Origin of the sequence: Streptococcus sp. 2741 (assembly GCF_013276315.1) — a bacterium.
GTDB lineage: Bacteria > Bacillota > Bacilli > Lactobacillales > Streptococcaceae > Streptococcus > Streptococcus pseudopneumoniae.
On record NZ_VMKU01000157.1, the window covers coordinates 1 to 6,787 of the forward strand.

General features: G+C 35.5%; 4 protein-coding genes. All 4 read right to left on the bottom strand.

Going from position 1 to position 6,787, the window contains the following annotated elements:
• Nucleotides 1-304 precede the first annotated feature (304 nt).
• From HT671_RS11125 to HT671_RS11140, 4 genes are read right to left on the bottom strand one after another with little or no spacing between them, the layout of a single operon-like run.
• Nucleotides 305-757 carry a CFI-box-CTERM domain-containing protein gene (locus tag HT671_RS11125; protein ID WP_050223616.1) on the bottom strand — a complete coding sequence of 151 codons (453 nt, stop codon included), beginning with the start codon at nucleotides 755-757 and terminating at the stop codon, nucleotides 305-307.
• Nucleotides 758-770: 13 nt separating this feature from the next.
• On the bottom strand, nucleotides 771-3,848 hold the full coding sequence (locus tag HT671_RS11130) for a DEAD/DEAH box helicase family protein (RefSeq protein WP_138703278.1): 3,078 nt from the start codon (nucleotides 3,846-3,848) through the stop codon (nucleotides 771-773).
• Nucleotides 3,849-3,879: 31 nt separating this feature from the next.
• Nucleotides 3,880-4,584 carry an SLATT domain-containing protein gene (locus HT671_RS11135; protein WP_001289777.1) on the bottom strand — a complete coding sequence of 235 codons (705 nt, stop codon included), beginning with the start codon at nucleotides 4,582-4,584 and terminating at the stop codon, nucleotides 3,880-3,882.
• Nucleotide 4,585: 1 nt separating this feature from the next.
• Nucleotides 4,586-6,352, bottom strand: coding sequence for a site-specific DNA-methyltransferase (locus HT671_RS11140; protein WP_138703277.1), 1,767 nt, complete (start codon nucleotides 6,350-6,352; stop codon nucleotides 4,586-4,588).
• Nucleotides 6,353-6,787 lie beyond the last annotated feature (435 nt).

A 6,787-nucleotide genomic window follows, 5' to 3' on the forward strand; every position in this document is an offset into this window, starting at 1 on the left:
TTCTCTAGTCTGGAGATTTTTCAATATACTTCGTTATTGGGCGGTTACGTTTATCTTAATTATATATACTCTTAAAACCCAAGGGGTAAAAATCCCCCCTTACAATCCTACCATTTCATCAAGCCAGCTAGAGAAATTGTCTTCCTTTGTATCTTCCTCATTCCATTCAAAATCTTCCAAGTATGTTCTATTAGTGATTAGTTTGACACGTTTGTTTTGGTATTGGGGATCTAAATAGAATAGGGGGTCTCTTCACTATACAAGTTAGCGAGGACCCGAACTCTTTTCCTATACTCTACTCGTTTTATTGGACCACTTTTTGAGACAATTCTAGTGTATATGTTTTATACAATTGATGGCAAGTTTGATTCTCTCCTATTTTAATCAAGGAAACACAAGGTAAGACAAGTCCTGACCAGATAGACTCTAGTATTTCCTCACGATTTGAATGTTCTTCTAACTTGGCAACAATCTGAGGAGCCATCTTATAGTAGGATTCAATTTCCTCCTGACCACCATCTTTAAAAGCTAGATAAGAATCCCTGAATTTTCGCAAAGTCATCAATTCATCACAGTCATCTGCCAATCCCTTGTAAGTTACAGCTGCTTCTGTCAAATAACAACCTCTTTGTTCAATCTGATAGTAAGCATCTGGTTCACCAAAAAATCCAGTTCTAGAGTGCACATATCTCTCTGCATCACTCCTACGTTGAAAAACAGCTACTTCTCTTCCCTTACGATATACAATAAATTCCATTTCTTTTACCTCCCTATCTTACAATATTTAATAATTCCTCATAACTTGAAACCACATCATAGATGTGCTGATCATTAATCAATCCAGCTTGAGCTAACGCTTTAAAATGAGCACGCGCACAGGAAATTTTTGCTTGCTCAGCTTGTTTTAATTGAAGACTAGACATAGAGCCTTTTGTTTCTGCAACAAAATAGATATACTTGACACTACCTTCACGGAAGGCGATTGCCCAGTCAGGGTTATAGTTTCCAAGTGGAGTCGCAATACTGAACTTCCCTGGTAACTTCACATAAACACGAACATCCTCGTATTGTTCCAAAGATTCTTTAAACGTCTTCTCCGTATTTGAATCAACTTTTACAAAATTGTAAATCCCTTTTTTGGATTCAAGTAAGTGATCATCTGATCTGTTAGCAGTTTCAGGATTGTCATAAAACAAGTCCATATCATACTCTTCATTTAACACATTATACTGGATATGCTTGATAATTTGACTCGCTTTTTGTTCATTAATGAGCTTTGAAACCTTAAGAATAAACTCTTCAGGATTTTGTTTAAACTTGTCAAATTGGTAGACATAGATTTTACTTAATATTTCCGCAACCAATTTACGAGTTAAACCAGTCTGTTCAGCAATTTCCCCTAGTAAATCATATTTGGTCATAATCTGCGAATCCGTTAGATATTCTTGCTGACGATCATTCTCAGCTACTGTGAGATGGAGACCTTCTTCCTTACTCATCTCAGTAGCGCTTGCTTGAGTTATATGAAAGCTTGGTTTGCTAACGACTAATTTCTCATTGATATAGTCAACCGAATGTTTTACCAATTCCGCATCATCAAACTCTACTTGGTAACTCGTCTTACGATTGATTTGCTTCCAGAGATTTAAAAATTCTTTTCGGGCAATATTTTCTTGATTGACCTCATTTGAGAATTGAATTACCGCATTATTGGCATTTTCAATTTCATACTGTCCAGCATGATAAACGCTCTCCAATATCTCTACCAGCTTATCCTCATAACCTGCTAGTGTTTCAGACAGTTGTAACTGATGATTTTCTTTTGTAGTAAAATATTCTGCAGTCAATTGCCCTTCACGGTCTATATAGCCTTGTCGAATCAAATCAAAATGAATCGAATCTGCTTGTTCCTTGGTAATTCGTATTGTTTGACCTTCTTGATTCGTTAGAACTTTATTCGTAAAGAGAGTAACATCCACTTTTACAGGACGTTCTGCTAAGAGTTCTTTGATTTCTTCTTGTAGACTTCGAGCAAATTGATCATAACTTTCATTTGCAATTACTGTCAGTTTATTGATTTCATGAACATCATTTCCTAAGAGTTCAAAATCCTGACGAATTCCGTTTTGGTCAACTGCTAAACGCATACCACGACCGATTTCTTGACGTTTTCGAGTCTCTGCTGAAGATTGCTTCAGCGTACAGATTTGAAAGACATTAGGATTATCCCATCCCTCTTTTAGAGCTGAGTGAGAAAAGAGGAAACGAACTGGCTCTTCAAAGCTCAATAAACGCTCCTTGTCCTTCATAATCAAGTCATAGGCATCAATGTCATTTGAAAGATTATTTTTCTTTTCACTGGCAGATTTATAGTCCACAAAAATGGTCTTATCTGACTTCTTCACTTTATCTACCGAAAAGTAACCGGCATGAACTGAATTTCCTTCAAGATTAGCCTCCAAATATCGACGATAAGGAGTTGGTTCCTGTGTTTGGATAAACTGGTTTACTTGATTTCGATATTCTTCTTCAAAAATCTGAGCATATTCACCATTATAGGCATCATTATGTTCATCATATTGTTTATACTTGGCCACTTCATCGATGAAAAATAGGGATAATACTTTAATTCTTCGATTGTACAGTTTACTTTCTTTTTCGAGATGACTTTTTATAGTTTCTCGGATTTGAATTCTTCTGATGCTCGACTCATCCACTTCCCCTATCACTTCACCAACATGAAGTTCTTGCGTCACGCCAACTTGAAGTTTGTTCTCCCTTGCATCAAAGTGACTAAGGGTCATTCCTTTATAAGCAGATAAATTCCCTGATTCAGCGTATAAATCAAAGGGTTCTTCCACTACCTTCAATTTCCTTTTGACACCTGACTGCGTTTTTACTTCAAACTCAATTTTTGCTTTGGGGGCTCCTGTTTTTTGTGGAATGATTTCTTGTAGATATAGATATCCTTGTGTCCCGGTCGTCCCAGTTTGCTCAATAGCCTTAACTGCAATCTTCTTCACTAATTTTTGATTGTAAGCATCCATGGCATCCAATCTATAAACCATATCATGCTTTTCCTTATGAGTAGCCGAATAACGTAATGTAAATAATGGCTTGAAATCTTTTAGTCTTTCCTTTGTCTGTTTCCCTTCAACAGACTGAGGTTCATCAATAATCATAATCGGATTCATAGCTGCCAAGACGTCAATTGGACGACGCCAACGGAAACTTTCCTGTTCAGAATGAATCCGTCGCGCATCTTTGCCTTTCGCATTAAAAGCTTGAGAGTTGATGACCATAATTTGAAGGTCTGACGAATTGGTAAAACTATCCAAATCACCTAAACGTGAAGAATCGTAGACAAAATAGCGTGGTTGTTTGCCATACTCCATCTGAAAGTGGCTTGACATAATTTGTAATGACTTGAGAACCCCTTCACGAATGGCTACACTTGGAACGACAATGACAAATTTAAGCCAGCCATACCGTTTATTTAACTCCATAATTGTACGGATGTAAGTATAGGTCTTCCCTGTTCCCGTCTCCATCTCTATTGAAAAATTATATGCTTCTCGTCCAGCAATCATATCAATCGATAGTTTATCAGAAGGACGCAAACCATAACGAGTTTGCATGGCATGAACATTTTCTCGTATACTTGCTTGACTCAATTGAATCGGTGCATTTCGATAAGCATCTAAAACTAAATCTACCTCATCTGACTTGAGACGACCTGGATCCGCCATATACCGAACTCCAGTATGTTTAGCTTGTCCTTGAAATAAATCCGCAATGGCACTAACCGCATCCAACTGGAATTGTTGTTTTTTAAATTGTAGTTTCATAATTTATTTTCTTCTTTATAATTTATTACTTTTAAGATAAAACCAAATACCAGATAAGAACTAATGGAATCAATAAATATTGAAACCAAATAATGATTTTATTCCAACTAAAATCATGTCTCTTGATAAATTTCTCAATATAAATAAAGGCATTTTTCAGCCAACACTTTTTCTTATCATCTTCACTTGTCTCATCTATTACTTTAGATTCCTTATCAGATTGCGAATCTCCTTGACCATATTTTCTCACCTGATACTTTTTAGCACACTTGTGATCATAATATGAATGATTTTCATTTCCCCGTAAACTAATTTGATACCTTGACATTATCTGTTGATACTTATTAATTTTTTCATCATCACTAAGTGATTTTTGGAAAATAATTGATTTTAATTCAAGTAAAAAGTCTTCTAATTCTAACTGATGATAGTGTAGTTTCAAAGCTCTCTCATTATAATTCAACTTTACAACAAAATTCTGGACAAGTAAAGAGTATATGGAAAACAAAGCAGATAAAGCTAATCTATCTTTATTTTCAGGTTTTATTAACGAATACACTAATAAACCCGTTGACATTATACTCATTGCTAAAAAGATCAATTCCCATTTTTCAGCATATTCGTACAATCTTTTACTCGTATTAATCCTAGCTGAACGCACAATATCTATCGAATTGCATTTTAAGTTAATCTCATAGTCTATATCTCTATCTTTAAAATCAAGAATTTCGCTCACATTACACCACCTTCACTTTCGTATGTGGTGACAATTCTTTGAAGATTTCACTTACGTTAATCTTATCTGCTGAATTGGCAAATGAGCTATCACGGAAAACAGCACGGAGTGGTTGTGCTTGAGCGATGTGACGGATAACTTCTTCTGATATTTCATCTTCAAAACAAGCCATGAGTGAGCCTTGATCTACATCATAGATTTCTGCTCCTGCTACTTTCTCCAAATCAATGGTTAGTGACAGTTCCATACCCCATGTCAGCATCACTTGGAAAAGTAAGTCGAGGCCAGTACGTCCTTCCTTGATATTGGATACACTATCAAAGAGTTCTCCTTGAATAAATTGATCCGGTCTAGCTGAAACATCCTTAAAGTTAGAAGAATCTAACTTATAAGCTTTAAAACCAAAGTCCTGCTTGCCAACCAACTCTGGATGCTCCTCCTGAATCTTTGCAGCAGCACGACGAATCCGCTCCCGAGAAATCTGGTCAATAGTTTCATAACCTGCTTCTTTAGCAACAGACTTATCAGCTACTTCCTCATCCAACGTACACAGGATAAACTTACGATTTCCACCATCTTCAGCATTCAGTTGCATGACTGCATCAGCTGTAGTACCAGAACCACCGAAGAAGTCGAGAATTACAGAATCTTGCTTACTAGAATATTTAAGCAAGTCTTTTACAAATAGTACTGGTTTAGGAAAATCAAAAAACTTCTTATTTTCAAATACTTTATTAAGTTCAGGAGTTGCATTAAAATTTGAAAATTCTTTAGTAATATAGTCCAACGTTGTATAAGGATTTGAAGGAACTACAGGATTATCATTATTATCACGATATTCATAAGATTTAGCATATACTTTCCATCGTTCACCTTGTTTTTTAAAAACTAAATAATCATTTTCTAATCCCCATTTAACTTTTTCTTTAGACCATCTGAATATTTTACTTTTATCATGAAAACCTTCACCTGGCCAAATTTCAGTCCCATCTGGTGCAGTTATAGGATAATTCAGACTATCTGAGTATTGAAGGCTCCCCTTGTCTAATTGTGAGATATAGTATCTACCTCTAGAATTTATAAACTCGTCTTCTAAAGGATATAATTTTAATCGTTCCTTCTCACTTTTTTCTCTTCTATTGAGCGTCAAATTATCAAAGTTTTTGGAATACGTTAATAAGTATTCATGATAAACCGAAGCGGTAGTTGAGTCTTGTTTTCCTGAATTTATAGTTCTTCTAACAAAAGTTGCTACAAAATTCTCTTCCCCAAATATCTCATCACAAATAGCTTTCAGATTAGCTTGTTCATTATCATCAATAGAGATAAAGATAACACCTGAATCTTTGAGGAGATTTCTTGCTAAGCGCAGGCGTGGATACATCATATTGAGCCAGTCTGAGTGATAACGGGCCGAAGTTTTTTCATTTTTTGTGAGCCCAATTACTTGGCGTCCTTCTTCATCCAAAAGTTCCATCTCTTCCTTCAACTCTTCGTCTGTTTTTTGGAACTTATCAGAGTATACAAAGTCTTTCCCTGTATTATAGGGTGGATCGATATAAATCATATCGATTTTTCCTAGATAGGATTCTTGTAAGATTTTCAAGACTTCTAAATTATCCCCAGTAATAAAGACATTTTCACTGTTTTCAAAGTCAACACTTTCATCAAGATCTGGTCTTAGGGTTTTGGTAGTTGGTCGCCCAGCTTCTGCAATAGCTTCACGCTTTCCAACCCAAGTAAACTCATAGGATTCTCGACCATCCACAATTTCCTCTGATAAAAACTGTTTAAGCTTCTCAAAGTCAATCGCAGAACGTAATCTGCCGTATTCATCCCTCTTTTCCGTCAGAACTTCAGGAAAAAGTTGACCAATTTTTGAAATATTATCTGTAAAAACATCTTTTGAAGTGAGAGTTAATTTCTCAAGTCCAGAGTTTTCACCTGTGTGCTGTGCTGTGCTGTGCTCATGGTAGTATCCTTTCTTAGCTTTGTCAAGCTTTTGTAATTTTAATTTTATAAAAAATTAAGTTGGCTTATCCTATCTTTGTAATACTTCATTTTTAATACATTACAGCTTCATTCTATCAAAAATAGGGGTTGAAATCAAAAGAGTTCTCTAATCTCAATTTCTGATTTTTCTTTATATTTATACTCTTCAAAAATCTCTTCAAACCACATCAACGTCGCCTTACCGTATATA

What these genes read in the sequence shown, in the direction of transcription:
- HT671_RS11125 (WP_050223616.1), bottom strand. Translation starts at nt 757, where the DNA reads ATGGAATTTATTGTATATCGTAAGGGAAGAGAAGTAGCTGTTTTTCAA.
- HT671_RS11130 (WP_138703278.1), bottom strand. Translation starts at nt 3,848, where the DNA reads ATGAAACTACAATTTAAAAAACAACAATTCCAGTTGGATGCGGTTAGT.